A 16,528-nucleotide genomic window follows, 5' to 3' on the forward strand; every position below is an offset into this window, starting at 1 on the left:
AAAACCTTTTTTGCATAATCAGTAAGTACATCACATGGAGAAAGCTGCCTTAAGATCCTCTTACACTAGATTAACCGGAGTCCTCTTTTTATAACCATAATTATTAAAAATTCCCTTTATGGTTTCGTCTAGATTATATACTCCTTACCTTTAGGCAATCCTTGGATGAACGCCCTTAATGTTATGCTCTATTCCCGGAAGTTTTATGATAAAAGTGAAAAAGTAATTGTACTTTCAATAATGGCTGCAACAAATAACAGGATTACAGTCCATATGGAAGCCGTAAGTGTTTGACGCATGAAAGCAGACCAGTCTGCGCTTCTCTCCTCTTTTCTATCTGCAGATCGAAATAAACTTGAAATCACTTTCCCGCCAAAATGCAGTCCAAAGGCACACGCGATAATGATTGCCGGAATCTCTATAATCCCGTGTGGCAGCAATCCTTTTACGATTAAATCGAATAAATCCTGTCCTTGCAGTGCGGATAAATGTATCAAGTAGCCAATTACCGCTCCGTTTATAAATAAGAATATAGCTGGCAATATGCCGAACAACGCTCCCAGGAAAATAATAACCACGCCCTTGATGGCGTTATTCAGAAATATAAATACAAAGAAGTTCCATTGCGGATTAGAGGTATCTCTTAAGTTCCCACTGATCTCACTTAGCCCTTCCAATTGCTGAACCAATAGCTTTTCCAGACTACTTGTCGCTACCCAGCCAACAACCGCTCCTATTACGAAGAGCAGACAGGACAGCAGCAAAGCCTTGCGGATCGATTTAATATCTTTAACAAACGTGAAGAACGACAACATAAATACCTCCTGAAATTGTGATCTCTGTTTCTTAGGTCATAACCGTGCGGTACGAGCATACATTTAGAACAAACAAGCATTTCGCATGGGAGAGGAGCGCTGTCATTAATGAATTCTTTTTATGTATTCAGCGGCAAAAAGATCAAAAGGTTCATCTATATCTTCGCCGCTGTGCTTCTTGCTGCTGGAGTTGTCTATGTCGAGAGGGGTAATATCACCGTTTTTTCTGAGGCTGGACCTTCTGCCATTTACAGTGTGCCAACAGAGAAGAAGCTGATTGCCCTAACCTTCGATATTAGCTGGGGAGAAAAGAGACCCGAACCAATTTTGAAGGTACTTGAAGACAAGAAAGTGGACAAAGCCACCTTCTTCCTATCGTCACCATGGAGTAAGACTCACCCGGATATTGTAACAAGCATTAAAAACGCAGGATTCGAAATTGGCAGCCATGGCCATAAACACGTCAATTACAGCACTCTAAGTAACGAAGAGATTCGCACTCAGATCACAACGGCTCACACTGTGCTTACAGAATTAACCGGTAAAGAACCAAACTTAATTCGTATGCCTAATGGTGATTTTGACAAAAGAGTTCTGCAAGTGGCCAATGATCTTGGTTACAAAGTCATCCAGTGGGACACAGACTCTCTAGACTGGAAGAACATAGGTGTAGACAATATCGTGAAGCGTGTAACGACTAAAGCACATCCTGGTGATATCGTTCTACTACATGCCAGTGATTCCTGCAAACAAACTCACGAAGCTCTTCCGCAAATTATCGATGAGCTCCGCAGACAAGGTTATGAATTCGTTACCGTCTCTGAGCTGATCAGCCAAAGCAATGCAGAGGGTAAAGAGGTTCGCGACTCGGCCTCACTAAATAGTGCCTTAGAGGATGCTGCCGGGCTGTAACGCTCCTCCCAATCTTAGGTACCGCAATAGATGTTGGTCTTATCCAAATATTAATGACGCGGGGAAATGAGCTCCGATATGTCGGGTGTGGGGGTATTCAGCTTCGGATAGCTCAGATCCAGACTCTCCAGTGTCTTTACAACGATGGATAAGGCCAAATAGTTGCGGTACCATTGATGATTGGCTGGTATCCAGTACCAGGGTGCTTTATCAATACTTGACTCCTTAAAAACATCTACATATGCCTCTTGGTAATCATCCCAAAACTCCCGCTCCTGTAGATCACTTGCGTCGAATTTCCAGTGTTTTTTGGGATCTTCAAGCCGTTCTTTTATTTTCTTAAGCTGCTTCTCTTTTGAAATATGCAGAAAAAGCTTGATAATTGTCGTTCCCTCTTCCACCAGCATCTCCTCAAACTGCCGTATGTAACGAAAGCGGCGCTTCAAGTCATCCTTTTTCAGTCCCCCATGTACCCGCGGTACCAATACATCTTCATAGTGTGAGCGGTTAAATGCAGAGATGTAGCCTTTAGGGGGTGTCTTTTGATGCACTCTCCATAAGAAATCGTGAGCTTCTTCCTCCAGAGAAGGTTTCTTGAAGCTGGTCACTATAAAGCCTTGTGGATTAATCCCTGAAAAAATATGTTTAACCGTTCCATCCTTACCGCTGGAATCCATCCCTTGCAGAATTACGAGCAGTGAATGCTTTTTCTGTGCAAAAAGAATATCTTGAAGCTCTGCCAACCGTTCCTTTAACTGCTCTGTTTTGGCTTCTGCTTCTTTTTTTGATTTAAAGTTACCTGTATCGTCCGGGTCCAGCTTGTTAAGCTGGATTTCATTTGTGTCTTTTATCATATAACGCTTGATGTCCATATATTCCCCTCCTAAAAGTTTTGTGAGCGTTGCTACGCTTGTATTACTTCGTACAAAACTGCTTCGGAAGCATACGCTTAGTTTTGTGAAGCATATGCATCATTGAAAAACTTCGTACAAAACTCACTTAGGAAGCATCTACTTAGTTTTGTGAGCGTTGCTACACACAAAGAATCCGCTCTATTGTTCTTTAAGATTAACCTCCTCCAGCGGATTTTAATCGTTAGGATACATTCTAGAGCAAAAAACCCCGTTTTCTGAAGGCCAGAGCACGGGGTTCATGATTTGCTGAATTCGCCCCAGCCTTTATCCGGCTGCCGGCTTGAGAATACGGTGAAGCATCAAAATTTGGAATGCATTACAGGCGATGAGCGGAACAACAATAAACACTGTCGCACTATCAACACCTATACGGAGCACGCCGATAATTTCCACAATTGAAATAGCTGTCATAAAAAAGAGGGTTGGAATCCAAGCTGAGATGTTTGTACTTTTCACTTTGAAATAAGACACAATAACGGCAGCTAACAAAATAAAGATTCCTAATATTAGATCAGACAAGACACTTCTTTCCCCGCCAACGACGGTACGCAAAAAAATCAGTTCAAGCAATGCGAGTACAGAAAGCACCAGTTGTATGTATTTCCAAATTTTTGGCGGGAAAACACCATTGCCCATGTAATTTAAAATTAGATAAGCAAAAAAACCAAGTTGCGCATAAACACTGACAAGCATACCGTAGCCGAATAGTATCAGCGGGTATAAAAAGAAATCAGCGACACTTTTGAAATCAATTCGACCGTTCACGAATTGCAGTGCCAGACCTGCGATTACTGCTCCGCCCGCTCCTATTAGAAGGGTTGTCCAAAATAAATAAAACCATTTTTTTATACTCAGCCACTTCACCTCCCCCTATGTCAGATTTATTTTACCAAGGATACCGACAAAACACCATTACATCAGCAACATAAATGTGTGTTAATGCGGCATAATACAACTGGAGAATCCTAATAAAGGAGGGCAGCGCCAATGAAATGGAGATTTATCGGATCTGTGGGTTTGGCTTTAAGCTTTGTTATGGCCTTAACGGCTTGCGGAAGTGAGCAGAGCAGTTCTTCTTCTGGTCAGGGCAGTTATAAAGAAATGAAGACCATGGTTATTGATATATTAAAAAGTGAAGATGGAAAAAAAGCAGTTGAGGAATCATTATCAAATTCCAGTTCTGGAGGCACCAGCGGAATGAGTATGAAAATGATGCCACTTCAAACAACAGAGGATATAAAAACCGCTGTTAAAGATACCCTCACTGCACCGGAATATCAAAAGGAAATCGAGAAAATTATGACTGATCCCAAGTTCGCAGGCGATTTTGCTAAAGCCATTCAATCACAAAGCAAAGAATTGCACCTGCAACTAATTAAAGATCCCACCTATCAAAAATCCGTCGAGGAAATCATGAAGTCTCCAGAAATGATGACCATGTTTCTTAATCTCACCAAAACACCTGACTACCGAAAGCAATCCATGAAGACCATCCAGGAATCTATGCAGACTCCATTATTCCGGATGGAGGTATTGAATTTACTTAAAAAGGTCGTTCAGGACGAGCTCGAACCGAAGGAACAGAAAAAGGGCGGCGAAAGCGGCGATAAACAGGAAGGCAGCGGCAGCGGTGGTGAAAGTGGCAGCGGTAGCGGCGATGATTCAAGCACATAACAAAAAAGAGGCCTTATCCCACCTAACAAAGTGGGACGGCCTCTTTTTATGCACAATAATTAGTGCTCATATTTCGCAATCAGCTTATCAGCGATATCAGCAAACAACAACGCAGTAGCTGTGTCTTCCTTGTATACGGAAGGTGAGAAATCCGGTTCAGAAATATGGTTGTCCGGTGCGCCCAATGGAACTTGTGCAAGCAGCTCGGTATGGAGTGTCTCCGCAAGCCGAGCGCCTCCGCCTCTGCCAAAAATATAATCTTTTTTACCGCAGTCTTTACACTCATAATAAGCCATGTTCTCAATGACCCCAATAATCTCATGTTCTGTCTGCAGAGCCATAGAGCCCGCTCTAGCCGCCACAAACGCTGCGGTAGCATGAGGGGTAGTAACAATAATCTCTTTGCTGTGAGGGAGCATCTGATGTACGTCAAGCGCCACATCACCTGTACCTGGAGGAAGATCAAGCAGCATATAATCAAGTTCTCCCCAGCCCACATCACCGAAGAATTGGCGCAGCATTTTGCCAAGCATAGGTCCCCGCCAAATTACCGGACTATTCTCACGGATAAAGAAGCCCATAGACATGACCTTCACTCCGAAACGTTCCACAGGAATAATGATTCCCTCTTCTACAACGGGTCCCTCTTCGATTCCCATCATATCAGGGATGCTAAACCCATAAATGTCCGCATCAATCAATCCAACCTTTTTACCTTTTCTAGCCAAAGCTACTGCCAAATTCACAGTAACTGTAGACTTTCCAACACCGCCTTTACCACTGGCAATGGCGATAAAGTTAACACCAGAGTTCTCATTGATTAATTCATGATCGTCAAGGCCAGCTGCATGTCCCTTAAGTTTCCCCGGTTCATCAACCAACGGCTCTTCCCCAGCACTCTCTCCGCGTAGTAGAGCACGTTCATAATCGGTTGCATCACGCAGCCGGATATGCACATTAGTGACTCCACCCGCTTCAAGTAACTCACGAACCCGTTGTTCTAGGTCCATGCGACTTTGCTCTTCAGGATCCAGACATACGATTGATAAAGATATACGATCTTCTTTAATCATAATGTCACGGATCAGCTGTAGTTCCACAAGGCTTTTTCCGGTTTCCGGGTCTGTTATTGACTGCAGTATTTCCTGGATATGTTCCCTAGTCAGCATGGAAAGCACCTCTGTTTCCTTTCCGGAGGAGAATTCTTCCGGAGTTTTTGTCTATTATAGCATTACCCATCTCCTGATGAGTAGTCCCGGCTACTCGGAAGCATAACGAAGAATGCCACGATATATGCTAGTCGCTACCTTGCGTTGATAAACATCATCTCCGAGCAGAACTGATTCCTGAGGGTGCGACAAAAAACCGACCTCTACAAGGATCGCAGGTATTTTTAATGCTTTTAGTAGATAAACAGTATTTACAGTCTTAGCTACACGATCAGTATTCTCCAGTGTAGTCTTCAGCTCACTCTGTACAAACTCTGCGATAGCTTTATTATCCTTGTGATTGGGATAGTAAAAGGTCTGCGCCCCGCTCCATCGGTTTGAAGGCACACTGTTCATGTGAACGCTTATAAAAAGATCTGCGCCCTTCTCTTCAATGCTTCTTACTCTTTGCTTAAGATCTTCAGTCTTGCGCTTAGAATAGCCCTTAGTGCCCTCCTGAGCCAAATCATAATCCCCCTCACGGGTCATCACAACAATAGCCCCTGCCTGTTGCAGGTAATCACGTAAATAAAGAGAGACTGCAAGATTAATGTCTTTCTCAATTAGCCCTTCCCGGCTAACTGCCCCTCCATCTGCTCCCCCATGTCCAGCGTCGATAGCGATCACTTTACCAGACAAAGGCAGACTCCAATAATTTAACGTTTTGGCAGTAGGCATGTCATACGCTATAATGCCGATCATTATAGCCAGCAGTGTCGCGCCCAGCATACATTTTTTGATACTGCTCCATGAGATCCAGACCGAGACTTTACTGTGTTTTCGGCCAGACATAACAAAGACCCCCTCGTCCCGATAGATAATACTCATTTATATGGGACAAGAAGGCCAAATAGTACTAGCTAACGATGATTAAGCTGTTACTTCTTGAGTCATGCCTTCAATTAGAATCTGCGCAACCTCAGGTCGCGTAAATTCAGGAGGCGGACATTGACCCTCCCGAAGCAAAGCCCGTACCTTTGTACCCGACAAAGTCATATGATCATCACCAGGATGTGGGCAGGTTTTACTGGAAGCCATATTTCCGCATTTTTTACAGAAGAAGCTGTGTTCAAAAAATAATGGAGTAATATCAAGTTCCTCAGCGGTGAAATTCGCGAAAATTTCTTGCGCTTCATAAGTTCCGTAGTAATCACCTACGCCCGCATGGTCACGTCCGACAATAAAATGGGTGCAGCCGTAATTTTTGCGAACCATAGCATGAAAAATCGCTTCTCTCGGACCAGCATAACGCATGGCCGCCGGGAAAACACCTAGAAAGGTACGATCCTCAGGATAATAATTCTCCAAAAGCGCCAGGTAGCTCTTCATTCGTACATTTGCCGGTACATCATCAGACTTCGTCTCACCCACTAGCGGGTTTAAGAACAGAGCGTCTACAACCTCCATAGCGCATTTTTGAATATATTCATGTGCACGATGAACTGGGTTACGCGTCTGGAAGCCTACAACTGTTCTCCAGCCCTTGTCTGCAAATATCTTACGTGTAGCTGAAGGGTCAAAATAAAATTCTCCGAACTTTTCTGGCTGTGGTCTATTCAGCACTGTAATTGGTCCTCCTACATAGATAGCCGGGCGGGCCAACAGCTTACTTACTCCTGGATGTTCAGGGTCTGTTGTTTTGAATACATTTTGCGCTTCAAGGTTTTGATCAACCGTATAAATACTCTCAATATCCAATAAACCGTAGATCTCGCCATCCTCTTCACCGATTAGAGATACCTTGTCTCCAATAGCTAAACCAGAGGCCACATCCTCTTCTACAGCAAGTGTTATTGGAATGCTCCACACTGTGCCATCTGCTAAACGCATGTTTTTGACTACGGAGTGATAATCTTGTTCATTCAAAAATCCAGTCAGTGGAGAAAATGCACCTACCGCTATTAGATCCAAATCAGATAAAGTCCAAGTGTTCACGGCAAGCGCCTTATATTCACGTGCAAGCTCCAGCAATTCTTCTCTTTCTGTACCCTCTACTACACGGTTAACTAATGTTCCGCCATGCGGACGTATTGAAGTCATTATCGTCTCTCCTTCTGTGTTCTCACGGGGATAGGTCTTACTTGTGTAATCCGCACTCAGTCTTCTCTGATCCAGCCCAACGTCCAGCACGCGGATCTTCACCAGGCATAACCTGACGTGTACATTGCTCACAGCCGATACTTGGATAGTTACGGTCATGTAGAGGGTTATAAATTACATCATTTTCACGAATATAGTTCCATACATCCTCGGTTGTCCAATCCGCAATTGGATTAAACTTAACCAAACCAAATTTATAATCATACTCAACCTTTTTGGCATTAGCACGGGTAGGCGCTTGGTCACGACGAATCCCTGTAATCCAAGCTTCATATTGAGATAGGATACGAGTCAGCGGCTCTACTTTACGAATCCCACAGCATTGGTTAGGGTCTACTGTCCATAACGCATCACCGTGTTGAAGTGCTTGCTCCTGCGGAGTGATTTGTGGAGACACTCGTACGAACTCCAGCCCGTATTTATCTGCCATCAAATCTCGGGTCTCATAGGTTTCCTTAAAATGATAATCTGTATCGAGATAAAAGACGTCTGTAGACGGACTAACTTTGTGAAGCATATCAACTAGCACTACATCTTCGGCACCAAAGCTGCAGGCAAAAGTAATGTTAGGAAATGTTTCTACAGCCCAGCGGATAATTTCCTCGGGTGAAGCAGTTTCTAATTCTTCGGCCTTAACTTTGATTAAATCCTCTTTCTCGAGCAGGTTCATTAAGATATTCCTCCATCCAAAATATTAATCGTATGAATAAATGAGGTAAAAGAAGTAATAAAACCAACTAATTCTATATGAAATAGTATATAACTTTTACTGAGGAAGTCAATGCGTTTCAACCGTTAGAATTAGTAAATAGATGCAAAAAAAGCCCATTTCTTGTGGAAAGGGGCTAAACAAGAAAAACCCTTAACCAGAAAGGTTAAAGGTTTCTTATGTGCTTTTTATCCCCCGTATTTTTCTAAGGCTTCTTTAAATATAGTATTTAACGCTTCAGGATACTCACCATAGATTTCTAAATCTTGAGAAGACTCTTCCTCAGACTGTTCCAATATCTTATTCACTTTTGGTTCACTCAAAGGAATTTTACCGTAGTAAACTCCTTTAACAAAATAAACATTAGGATCGGTTAAACTTTTATCTAAGAATAATAGATACTCTTCATTTTCATTCATTAACTGATAACCTTCAATTCCATAGATCAATGTTCCATCTTCTGTTGTTTCGATAGCTCCATTTTCTTGCACTGTAACTTCAGAGCCCTCTACAATATCTTGATTATCGGATTTGAAAATCTGATTAATCTTTATTGCAGATTGCGTATGATAATCAATCGTTTCACCAAATTCATTTTTATCGATAAATGTACTTATGACTTTAGCTTTTGTGCCTTTCAGTATCAATTCAGCCGTGTTGTCTAGCTCATTAAAATCACGATAACCAATAACTTTTGCTTCAGAACTGATAAATGCAGGAGAATTATCTCCCTTTACAGCTTTGTTATTGTTAATGAATCCTGCAGCACCGACAACCAATACGAAAGCCAACACACCTATTGAAAGAAACTTATTTTGTTTTTTCATATATTGACCCCCTTAATCAAATTGGTAAATATGCGCTATACCATCTTTATCATCTTGTACTGGGTAAGTTCCATATAACCAAGCTGGTCCAGAAAGCATAATGGACGGAACTGTATCTTCATGAGTTAAGCCTAGTACATGTCCCATTTCATGAGCAGTGGTTTCTTTTTGTCTATTTCCATCTACTGTCTTGAATCTTACCGTGTTAATTCTAACGATTGATGTAGAGGTTAGTGTACCTGAAGTAGAGGTTTGCGCATAAAATTGTCCAAGATCATTTGTTTCTGACGAAGCGTACCACTTTACGTCAGCAGCAGAGGCTGAAGTTGTTGAAGTAACGTTAATAGACAGTCTACCAGCAGTAAGACCATTCCACGCTGTACTTCCATGTATGGCAGCGGCATTGTAGCCAATTGATGATATAGAGGCATCAAGCCAATATTTAACTTGGTTAGGTCTATCCACTCTGTTTCCGCGAAGTACATAAGCATCTACCTGTGAGATAAAAATCGAAGCAACAACCATTAGAACGATTGAAGACAAAATAAATTTCCTCTTACTCAAAGAACTCTCAATTTCCATAAATTCAACTCCTCCTTTATAACCTTAAACGCCTATAATTGGAAAAAGTTTCTATGATTAAATAAAAAAATTAATAAAAAAAACCTATTCCCGAAAGAATTAGGTTTTTTTGGAACACAGTTCTAAATATAATTCTGTTCTGATATAAAAAAATAAAACCCTTGGCCATATGGCCAAGGGTTGAATTCTGTAGATATTAACGTTTCGAGAACTGAGGCGCACGACGTGCAGCCTTCAAGCCGTATTTCTTACGTTCCTTCATACGTGGGTCACGAGTCAGGAAGCCGGCTTTCTTCAATGCACCGCGATATTCAGGGTCAACTTTAAGCAATGCACGGGAGATACCGTGACGAATTGCTCCAGCTTGACCGGAAATGCCGCCACCATGTGCAAGAACGATTACATCGTAGTTGCCCAGTGTTTCAGTCAGGTTCAAAGGTTGTTTTACGATCATTTTCAGTGTTTCCACACCGAAATATTCGTCCATCTCACGTTTGTTAATGACAATGCGTCCTTCACCCGGTACAAGGCGAACACGTGCTACCGAATGTTTACGACGACCTGTCCCATAGTATTGTACTTGTGCCATGAAACTGTCCTCCTCTATTCTTATCCGCGAAGTTCGTAAACTTCAGGTTTTTGTGCTGCATGTGGATGCTCGGCGCCTGCATATACTTTCAATCTCAGCTTCATGTGGTCCCCTTGACGAGTCTTAGGAATCATACCATGAACCGCGAATTCAATTACGCGTTCTGGTTTAGTATTCAGCAGAGTTTCAGCATTAGTAACTTTCAAACCACCTGGGTGCATCGAGTGACGGTAGTATTTTTTGTTTTGCAATTTCTTACCGGTCAAGTGAATTTTCTCAGCGTTGATTACGATAACGAAATCTCCTGTATCAACGTGTGGAGTGAATTGCGGTTTGTGTTTGCCACGGATCAAAGCAGCGGCTTCGCTGGCCAAACGACCGAGTGTTTTGCCTTCGGCATCAATAATGTGCCAATTGCGTTCAACTTCGTTCGGCTTCGCCATATAGGTGGTACGCATGAATGTTTCCTCCTTGTTCTCGTACGAAAATCTTCTGTTTCGTATATCTTGTTTCTCATTGAATTACGATTATGTGAGTTAAGCAAAGCATTTTTTTGGCATTTTCTCGATCGGGGCTGTGGGATAGCCATCAAGAAAACACAACTTTTATATTACAGTATAAACATAACAAGTGCAAGTGATTTTTAAACATTTAACCTTTTAATCAGGAAGAAATTTATAGAAAAAACTATTCACTTTCAATCTCGTCATATTCAACACTCCACAAAGCTAACCCCATGGCCACAGCTGTTGGACCGGCATGTGATCGATCACATGCTGCCAATATTTCAGCAACCTTATCAGCAGGTATTTTACCTTCCCCCACATGGATCAAAGTCCCCATAATAATGCGAACCATGTGCTGAAGAAATCCACTACCCGTTATATAAGTATGGATAACTCCTTGATCTGATGAAGAGGGTCGGCACATACTGCGGTCTACTTCCATATGAGCTTCAAAGATCGTTCGTACATGAGAAGTCTTCGTAGACCGTCGTGATGCAAACGAAGTGAAGTCATGTGTCCCTATAATTTGCGTTAAGCCTTGCTGCATCGCAGGAATATCCAACTTCACTGGATGGTGAAGCTGCCAGCGCCGCTGAAACGGATCTGGAAACCTGTTGCCATTGATCGTGTATCGGTAAGTTTTACGCTTAGCCCCTCTACGAGAGTGAAACGTTAGCGGAACTTCCCTAGCCTCTGTAACCACGATGTCTTGTGGCAGCCGGGCATTAAGCGCTAGACACCAACGTTCAGTTGGGATTCGAGAGGAGGTTGTAAAGTTAAAAGGCTGGCCATAGGCATGTACTCCGGCATCTGTGCGGCCTGAAGCAGTAATCTTAAGCTTCTCACCTGTCAGATGGAGTATGGCTTGCTCCAGCCGATCCTGAATCGTATTGCCCTGAGGCTGGGTCTGAAAGCCATCATAATTCGTTCCGTCATAATTGACCTTCATCAATAGATTACGCATTCCGTTCTCCTTTTTAAACCGGTCAGCAGAACGTCGATCGAAGCACTGTCTGATCTTCTATTTGAAGAAATGGCTTCGCCGTCCCTAGAAGGACGGCATCCATTTTTCATATATAGAACTACAAGTCCTATAGGATCCTTAATTTCAAAAAAAAGAGCCCCTGCGGGAGCTCCTTCAATTGAACCAAGGTGATTCCCACGGTTATTAGTACAGCAGAGTCTTGCGCCTCTGCAGCACAATAACGCTGATATTTCCCCCATCTTTACTCCAAAGAGGGCTGGATGAAAGGGAAGCATCGGAAATCAATACTTGTGATACTACGCGCGGTCTACCAATTCAAGATAAACCATAGGCGCAGCGTCGCCACGACGAGGTCCTAGTTTAAGGATACGAGTGTATCCACCTGGACGCTCAGTGTAACGAGGAGCAATGTCAGAGAACAATTTTTGAATTGCATCTTGTTCACCATCAACAGTCTCGCGGCGAACAAATGCAGCTACTTGACGACGAGCATGAAGATCACCTTTTTTAGCTTTAGTGATCAGCTTTTCAGCGATAGAACGAACTTCTTTCGCTTTAGCTTCCGTTGTTTGGATGCGCTCGTATAAAAACAGATCCGTTACCATGTCGCGAAATAACGCTTTACGCGCACTGGAATCACGGCCCAATTTTTGGTATGCCATTGTGTTTTCCCTCCTTTACTAAAGCAATCTGCAGCTATTCTTCTGTGCGGAGACCCAAACCAAGTTCCTCAAGCTTTTCCTGAACTTCTTCCAAAGATTTGCGACCAAGGTTACGCACCTTCATCATATCTTCTTCAGTCTTCGTGGTAAGCTCTTGTACGGTATTAATACCAGCACGTTTGAGGCAGTTGTAGGAACGAACAGAAAGATCAAGCTCTTCGATTGTCATCTCAAGTACTTTTTCTTTTTTGTCTTCTTCTTTTTCAACCATAATTTCGGCGTCTTTCGCTTCGTCCGTAAGACCTACGAACAGAACGAGGTGCTCGTTCAAAATTTTGGCTCCGAGGCTTACAGCCTCTTCCGGTCTGATACTTCCATCCGTCCAAATTTCAAGCGTCAATTTGTCGTAGTTAGTCACTTGACCAACACGTGTATTGTCTATGCCGTAGTTAACGCGTGAAATTGGAGTGTAGATGGAGTCAACTGGAATAACACCAATTGGCTGATCGTCACGTTTGTTCCGGTCCGCTTGGACATAGCCGCGACCACGGCCTGCAAAAATACGCATATGAAGTCTCGCACCAGGTCCCAGCGTTGCAATGTGAAGATCCGGATTGAGGATCTCAACATCGCTGTCCGCACGGATATCACCTGCGGTAACGATGCCTTCCCCTTCAGCATCAATCTCGAACACTTTTTCCTCGTCTGAATGAATCTTCAGAGACAAGGCTTTAAGGTTCAGAATGATTTCCGTCACATCTTCCATTACGCCTGGAACGGTCGAGAACTCATGCAGAACGCCGTCAATTTGGACCGAAGTCACTGCGGCTCCTGGAAGCGAAGAAAGCAATATCCGGCGAAGCGAGTTCCCCAGAGTCGTGCCATACCCACGTTCCAGCGGTTCAACTACGAATTTCCCATAGGTACCTTCATCATTAGCTTCTACGGTCTCAATCTTCGGCTTTTCGATTTCTATCACGAGTTTACCCCTCCTTCAACGTCGCTCCTATATGAAACTGTCACCCCATCAGGTGCATCATGTAGTATGCCTAAACACCTATTATTAGCAGATGCGTCAGAATTATACCACATTCACAATACTGATTTCACTATACGCGACGACGCTTAGGCGGACGGCATCCATTGTGAGGAACCGGAGTTACGTCTTTAATAAGGTTAACTTCAAGCCCTGCAGCTTGAAGGGAACGGATGGCTGCTTCGCGGCCCGCGCCCGGTCCTTTAACCATAACCTCAACCGACTTCATGCCGTGCTCCATAGCTGCTTTAGCTGCTGATTCAGCTGCCATTTGCGCTGCGAATGGAGTGGACTTACGGGAACCTTTAAATCCTTGGCCGCCGGAGCTTGCCCAGGAAATTGCATTTCCGTGAGGATCCGTGATGGTAACGATGGTGTTGTTGAACGTGGAACGAATATGTGCCACGCCGGATTCGATATTTTTACGGTCGCGACGTTTGGTACGTACGACTTTTTTCGGTTTAGCCATTGTCTCTTATCCCCCCTTATTATTTCTTTTTGTTTGCTACCGTACGACGCGGGCCTTTCCGGGTACGGGCATTCGTTTTAGTACGTTGACCGCGAACAGGCAATCCACGACGGTGGCGAACACCGCGGTAACAGCCGATCTCAGTAAGACGTTTAATATTTAAGGAAATTTCACGACGCAGGTCACCTTCAACCTTAACCGTTTTGTCGATCGTTTCACGCAGTTTGCTGACTTCATCTTCCGTCAAATCACGGACACGTGTATTAGCGCTAATGCCTGTTTCATTAAGAATTTTCTGAGAAGTCGTTTTACCGATTCCGAAAATATAAGTCAAGGCGATCTCAACGCGTTTGTCACGTGGCAAATCCACTCCAGCTATACGAGCCATTTTACGCTACACCCCCTTCTTAACCTTGTTTTTGTTTGTGTTTCGGATTTTCGCAAATCACCATAACAGTCCCTTTGCGGCGGATTACTTTACATTTCTCGCAAATGGGCTTTACAGAAGGTCTTACCTTCATGTTAATTACCTCCTCAAAGTTTTGCGAAGCAAAACTTTTTTCGTAGTTCCCATCTATTTACGGTAAGTTATACGACCTTTTGATAAATCATAAGGCGATAACTGCACGACCACTTTGTCTCCGGTCAAAATACGGATAAAGTGCATCCGCAATTTACCGGATACATGGGCAAGTATTTGATGACCGTTCTCAAGCTCAACCTTAAACGTTGCATTTGGCAACGGTTCAAGGACAGTACCTTCTACTTCAATGACATCTTCCTTAGCCACAGTTAGTCTCCTTTCTCATCAGCACTTATTCCGGTGGGTCCAGCATACTTCATGACTGCGAATCGCAGCTTTCCGTTTGTTACCCGCCCAGTTTCCTTCAAACTGTCCACAACCTCACTGCTGATGAAGGGTATGAGCTCAAGATGAAGAATATTCTTCTTCTTTGGCCCATCAAACTTACGTTTGTCTCCATCTGCAATGTATACAAATCTGCTATCAACAACTGCGATAACAACGGCTGCCTCTCCGGCATCTTTGCCTTTGAGAATTCTCACTAATTGACCAACCTGCGGGCTGCTCACAGTATTCAAGTGGAGATCACCTACGCATTCAGTTTTGTGAAAATTTCCATGCCGTCCGGAGTAACTGCTACTGTATGCTCGAAGTGAGCACATAGTGAGCCATCAACCGTAACGACAGTCCAGTTATCTTCCAGTGTTCTGACATGTCTCTTTCCTGCGTTTACCATCGGCTCAATCGCGAGCACCATACCCGGTTTCAGACGTGGTCCGCGGTCCGCTATGCCATAATTCGGAATTTGCGGTTCTTCATGCAGTTTTGCCCCAATACCATGACCAACATACTCACGTACGACTGAGAAACCAGCCTCTTCGATGTATTGCTGAATAGCATGGGAGATTGTAAACAAGCGCACATCCGGCTTAACTAACGCCAGTCCCGCGTACAAGGAGCCTTCCGTAACGTCCAGCAAACGCTGAGCCTCTTCGGAAATGCTGCCCACACCGTAGGTCCAGGCGGAATCACCGTGATAACCGCGGTACTCTGCACCGATATCCAGCGTAACAATATCGCCTTCGATCAGTTTACGTTTACCTGGAAATCCATGCACCAATTGTTCGTTGACTGAAGCGCAAATGCTGGCAGGAAAACCGTTGTAGCCTTTGAAAGACGGCACAGCATCTTGACTGCGAATGTATTGATCGGCGATTCTGTCGAGCTCGCCCGTTGTAATGCCAGGCTCAATGGCCTGAGCAATAAGACGGTGACTCTCGGCAACAATTCGACCAGCTTCCCTCATAAAGGCAAGTTCCTGTTCGGATTTACAAATGATCATTACATTAACCCCGCATTAAAGACACGATTTCAGAAGTAACGACATTAATTTCGTTTTCCCCGTTTACCTGACGCAAAAGACCTTTATTATCATAAAACGCAAGCAGCGGCGCTGTTTTATTATCATACTCATCCAGGCGCTTGCCTACACTTTCTTCGTTGTCATCCGGACGTTGATATAATTCACCGCCATCAATGTCGCAAATGCCATCTTGCTTCGGCGGGTTGAAGATTAAATGGTAGGATGCTCCGCAAACGCTGCAGATACGACGTCCAGTAAGACGCGCCATTAGCAATCCACGGTCAACATTCAAGTTGATGACATGATCCAAAGAAGTGTTCAAACGGCTAAGAATATCATCCAGCGCTTCCGCTTGCGAAAGAGTTCTTGGAAAACCATCCAATAGAAATCCTTTTTCGCAATCGGACTGCTGCAGCCGTTCTTCGACTATCCCAATGGTCACATCATCTGGTACAAGCAAACCTTGATCTATAAATGATTTGGCCTTCAATCCAACCGGAGTTTCCTGTTTGATTGCCAAACGGAAAGCATCTCCTGTCGAAATATGAGGAATACCAAATTCTTTAACGATTTCTGCCGCTTGTGTTCCCTTGCCTGCCCCAGGAGGGCCCATGAATAAAATGTTCACGATTTCTCTCTCCCCCCAAAAGTTCG

General features: G+C 43.7%; 23 protein-coding genes. 2 read left to right on the forward strand and 21 right to left on the reverse strand.

Annotated features, from left to right (window positions below):
* Positions 1–203: 203 nt before the first annotated feature.
* A complete protein-coding gene (locus tag MHH89_RS19135; protein ID WP_076310578.1) occupies positions 204–815 on the reverse strand; it encodes a stage II sporulation protein M in 612 nt (203 codons plus the stop codon).
* 108 nt (positions 816–923) lie between these two features.
* Here MHH89_RS19135 and pdaB point away from each other — a divergent pair, with 108 nt between their 5' ends.
* Positions 924–1,727: a polysaccharide deacetylase family sporulation protein PdaB gene (gene pdaB / locus MHH89_RS19140; RefSeq protein WP_036680629.1), complete on the forward strand. Its 804-nt coding sequence runs from the start codon at positions 924–926 to the stop codon at positions 1,725–1,727.
* A 50-nt stretch (positions 1,728–1,777) separates the two neighbouring features.
* Here the strand turns inward: pdaB and MHH89_RS19145 are convergent, their stop codons facing one another.
* Together MHH89_RS19145 and MHH89_RS19150 are read right to left on the reverse strand one after the other, a co-directional pair.
* Positions 1,778–2,599, reverse strand: a complete 822-nt coding sequence (locus tag MHH89_RS19145) for a PPK2 family polyphosphate kinase (protein WP_052097348.1) — start codon at positions 2,597–2,599, stop codon at positions 1,778–1,780.
* Between the two features lie 306 nt (positions 2,600–2,905).
* Positions 2,906–3,496 carry a KinB-signaling pathway activation protein gene (locus MHH89_RS19150; RefSeq protein WP_076309051.1) on the reverse strand — a complete coding sequence of 197 codons (591 nt, stop codon included), beginning with the start codon at positions 3,494–3,496 and terminating at the stop codon, positions 2,906–2,908.
* 132 nt (positions 3,497–3,628) lie between these two features.
* On the opposite strand from MHH89_RS19150, the gene gerD reads away from it, so the two are divergent.
* Positions 3,629–4,315, forward strand: a complete 687-nt coding sequence (gene gerD / locus MHH89_RS19155) for a spore germination lipoprotein GerD (RefSeq protein ID WP_036680627.1) — start codon at positions 3,629–3,631, stop codon at positions 4,313–4,315.
* A gap of 59 nt (positions 4,316–4,374) precedes the next feature.
* Here gerD and MHH89_RS19160 read toward each other — a convergent pair whose 3' ends face one another.
* The 18 genes from MHH89_RS19160 to MHH89_RS19245 all read right to left on the reverse strand — a co-directional run bounded on the left by MHH89_RS19160 (position 4,375) and on the right by MHH89_RS19245 (position 16,502).
* Positions 4,375–5,484: an Mrp/NBP35 family ATP-binding protein gene (locus MHH89_RS19160; protein WP_076130012.1), complete on the reverse strand. Its 1,110-nt coding sequence runs from the start codon at positions 5,482–5,484 to the stop codon at positions 4,375–4,377.
* Between the two features lie 90 nt (positions 5,485–5,574).
* Positions 5,575–6,315, reverse strand: a complete 741-nt coding sequence (cwlD, locus tag MHH89_RS19165; protein ID WP_038573445.1) for an N-acetylmuramoyl-L-alanine amidase CwlD — start codon at positions 6,313–6,315, stop codon at positions 5,575–5,577.
* A 78-nt stretch (positions 6,316–6,393) separates the two neighbouring features.
* Positions 6,394–7,563 carry a sulfate adenylyltransferase gene (gene sat / locus MHH89_RS19170; protein ID WP_076309047.1) on the reverse strand — a complete coding sequence of 390 codons (1,170 nt, stop codon included), beginning with the start codon at positions 7,561–7,563 and terminating at the stop codon, positions 6,394–6,396.
* Between the two features lie 37 nt (positions 7,564–7,600).
* Entirely contained in the window at positions 7,601–8,293 is a 693-nt protein-coding gene (locus tag MHH89_RS19175) for a phosphoadenylyl-sulfate reductase (RefSeq protein WP_036680616.1), read from the reverse strand.
* Between the two features lie 227 nt (positions 8,294–8,520).
* Positions 8,521–9,159 (reverse strand): hypothetical protein, encoded by a 639-nt coding sequence (locus MHH89_RS19180; RefSeq protein ID WP_076280124.1) that lies wholly within the window; start codon positions 9,157–9,159, stop codon positions 8,521–8,523.
* A gap of 12 nt (positions 9,160–9,171) precedes the next feature.
* Positions 9,172–9,741: a matrixin family metalloprotease gene (locus tag MHH89_RS19185; protein WP_076194820.1), complete on the reverse strand. Its 570-nt coding sequence runs from the start codon at positions 9,739–9,741 to the stop codon at positions 9,172–9,174.
* Between the two features lie 196 nt (positions 9,742–9,937).
* Positions 9,938–10,330 (reverse strand): 30S ribosomal protein S9, encoded by a 393-nt coding sequence (rpsI, locus tag MHH89_RS19190; RefSeq protein WP_025706574.1) that lies wholly within the window; start codon positions 10,328–10,330, stop codon positions 9,938–9,940.
* Positions 10,331–10,350: 20 nt separating this feature from the next.
* On the reverse strand, positions 10,351–10,788 hold the full coding sequence (gene rplM, locus MHH89_RS19195; protein WP_036680589.1) for a 50S ribosomal protein L13: 438 nt from the start codon (positions 10,786–10,788) through the stop codon (positions 10,351–10,353).
* Positions 10,789–11,017: 229 nt separating this feature from the next.
* A complete protein-coding gene (gene truA / locus MHH89_RS19200; protein ID WP_036680587.1) occupies positions 11,018–11,800 on the reverse strand; it encodes a tRNA pseudouridine(38-40) synthase TruA in 783 nt (260 codons plus the stop codon).
* A gap of 317 nt (positions 11,801–12,117) precedes the next feature.
* Entirely contained in the window at positions 12,118–12,483 is a 366-nt protein-coding gene (gene rplQ, locus MHH89_RS19205) for a 50S ribosomal protein L17 (protein WP_019908254.1), read from the reverse strand.
* 34 nt (positions 12,484–12,517) lie between these two features.
* Entirely contained in the window at positions 12,518–13,462 is a 945-nt protein-coding gene (locus MHH89_RS19210) for a DNA-directed RNA polymerase subunit alpha (protein WP_036680585.1), read from the reverse strand.
* A 130-nt stretch (positions 13,463–13,592) separates the two neighbouring features.
* The gene (gene rpsK / locus MHH89_RS19215) at positions 13,593–13,988 is read right to left on the reverse strand and encodes a 30S ribosomal protein S11 (RefSeq protein WP_019908251.1); all 396 of its coding nucleotides are present in this window, start codon (positions 13,986–13,988) and stop codon (positions 13,593–13,595) included.
* A 19-nt stretch (positions 13,989–14,007) separates the two neighbouring features.
* Positions 14,008–14,376: a 30S ribosomal protein S13 gene (gene rpsM / locus MHH89_RS19220; protein ID WP_036680583.1), complete on the reverse strand. Its 369-nt coding sequence runs from the start codon at positions 14,374–14,376 to the stop codon at positions 14,008–14,010.
* 19 nt (positions 14,377–14,395) lie between these two features.
* Positions 14,396–14,509: a 50S ribosomal protein L36 gene (rpmJ, locus tag MHH89_RS19225; protein WP_003322638.1), complete on the reverse strand. Its 114-nt coding sequence runs from the start codon at positions 14,507–14,509 to the stop codon at positions 14,396–14,398.
* A 53-nt stretch (positions 14,510–14,562) separates the two neighbouring features.
* On the reverse strand, positions 14,563–14,778 hold the full coding sequence (infA, locus tag MHH89_RS19230; protein WP_036652996.1) for a translation initiation factor IF-1: 216 nt from the start codon (positions 14,776–14,778) through the stop codon (positions 14,563–14,565).
* A gap of 2 nt (positions 14,779–14,780) precedes the next feature.
* The gene (locus tag MHH89_RS19235) at positions 14,781–15,089 is read right to left on the reverse strand and encodes a KOW domain-containing RNA-binding protein (protein WP_036680581.1); all 309 of its coding nucleotides are present in this window, start codon (positions 15,087–15,089) and stop codon (positions 14,781–14,783) included.
* A gap of 11 nt (positions 15,090–15,100) precedes the next feature.
* The gene (map, locus tag MHH89_RS19240; protein ID WP_038573450.1) at positions 15,101–15,853 is read right to left on the reverse strand and encodes a type I methionyl aminopeptidase; all 753 of its coding nucleotides are present in this window, start codon (positions 15,851–15,853) and stop codon (positions 15,101–15,103) included.
* A gap of 4 nt (positions 15,854–15,857) precedes the next feature.
* Positions 15,858–16,502: an adenylate kinase gene (locus MHH89_RS19245; RefSeq protein WP_038573451.1), complete on the reverse strand. Its 645-nt coding sequence runs from the start codon at positions 16,500–16,502 to the stop codon at positions 15,858–15,860.
* Between the last annotated feature and the right edge of the window lie 26 nt (positions 16,503–16,528).

Source organism: Paenibacillus sp. FSL H7-0323 (assembly GCF_038002725.1).
GTDB lineage: Bacteria > Bacillota > Bacilli > Paenibacillales > Paenibacillaceae > Paenibacillus_AQ > Paenibacillus_AQ odorifer.